We start from the raw sequence: 212 nt of genomic DNA, 5'->3' as shown, positions 1-212 counted from the left end.
AGGCGGGTACGGTCGCGCCGCTCGTGGCGGGGGTTGGCGATCTTCTCCCCGGTCGAGAGGGTCAGCAGGTGGTCGAGCCCGACGTCGATGCCGACGGCCGCGCTGGTGGCGGGCAGCGGCTTGACGGACGGGTCCTCGCACAGCAGGGACACGAACCAGCGTCCGGCCGCGTCCTGGGACACGGTCACCGTGGACGGCGACGCACCCTCCGG

General features: G+C 73.6%; 1 protein-coding gene. It reads right to left on the bottom strand.

The features are described from left to right. Nucleotides 1-212, bottom strand: a 212-nt coding sequence (locus CUT83_RS31215) for a transposase (protein WP_277622947.1), incomplete at both ends; no start/stop codon positions are given.

Source organism: Streptomyces barkulensis, assembly GCF_002843305.1.
Classification (GTDB): domain Bacteria; phylum Actinomycetota; class Actinomycetes; order Streptomycetales; family Streptomycetaceae; genus Streptomyces; species Streptomyces barkulensis.
Note: the sequence above shows the minus strand (reverse complement) of the source record. Positions and strands in the feature narration are given on the sequence as shown.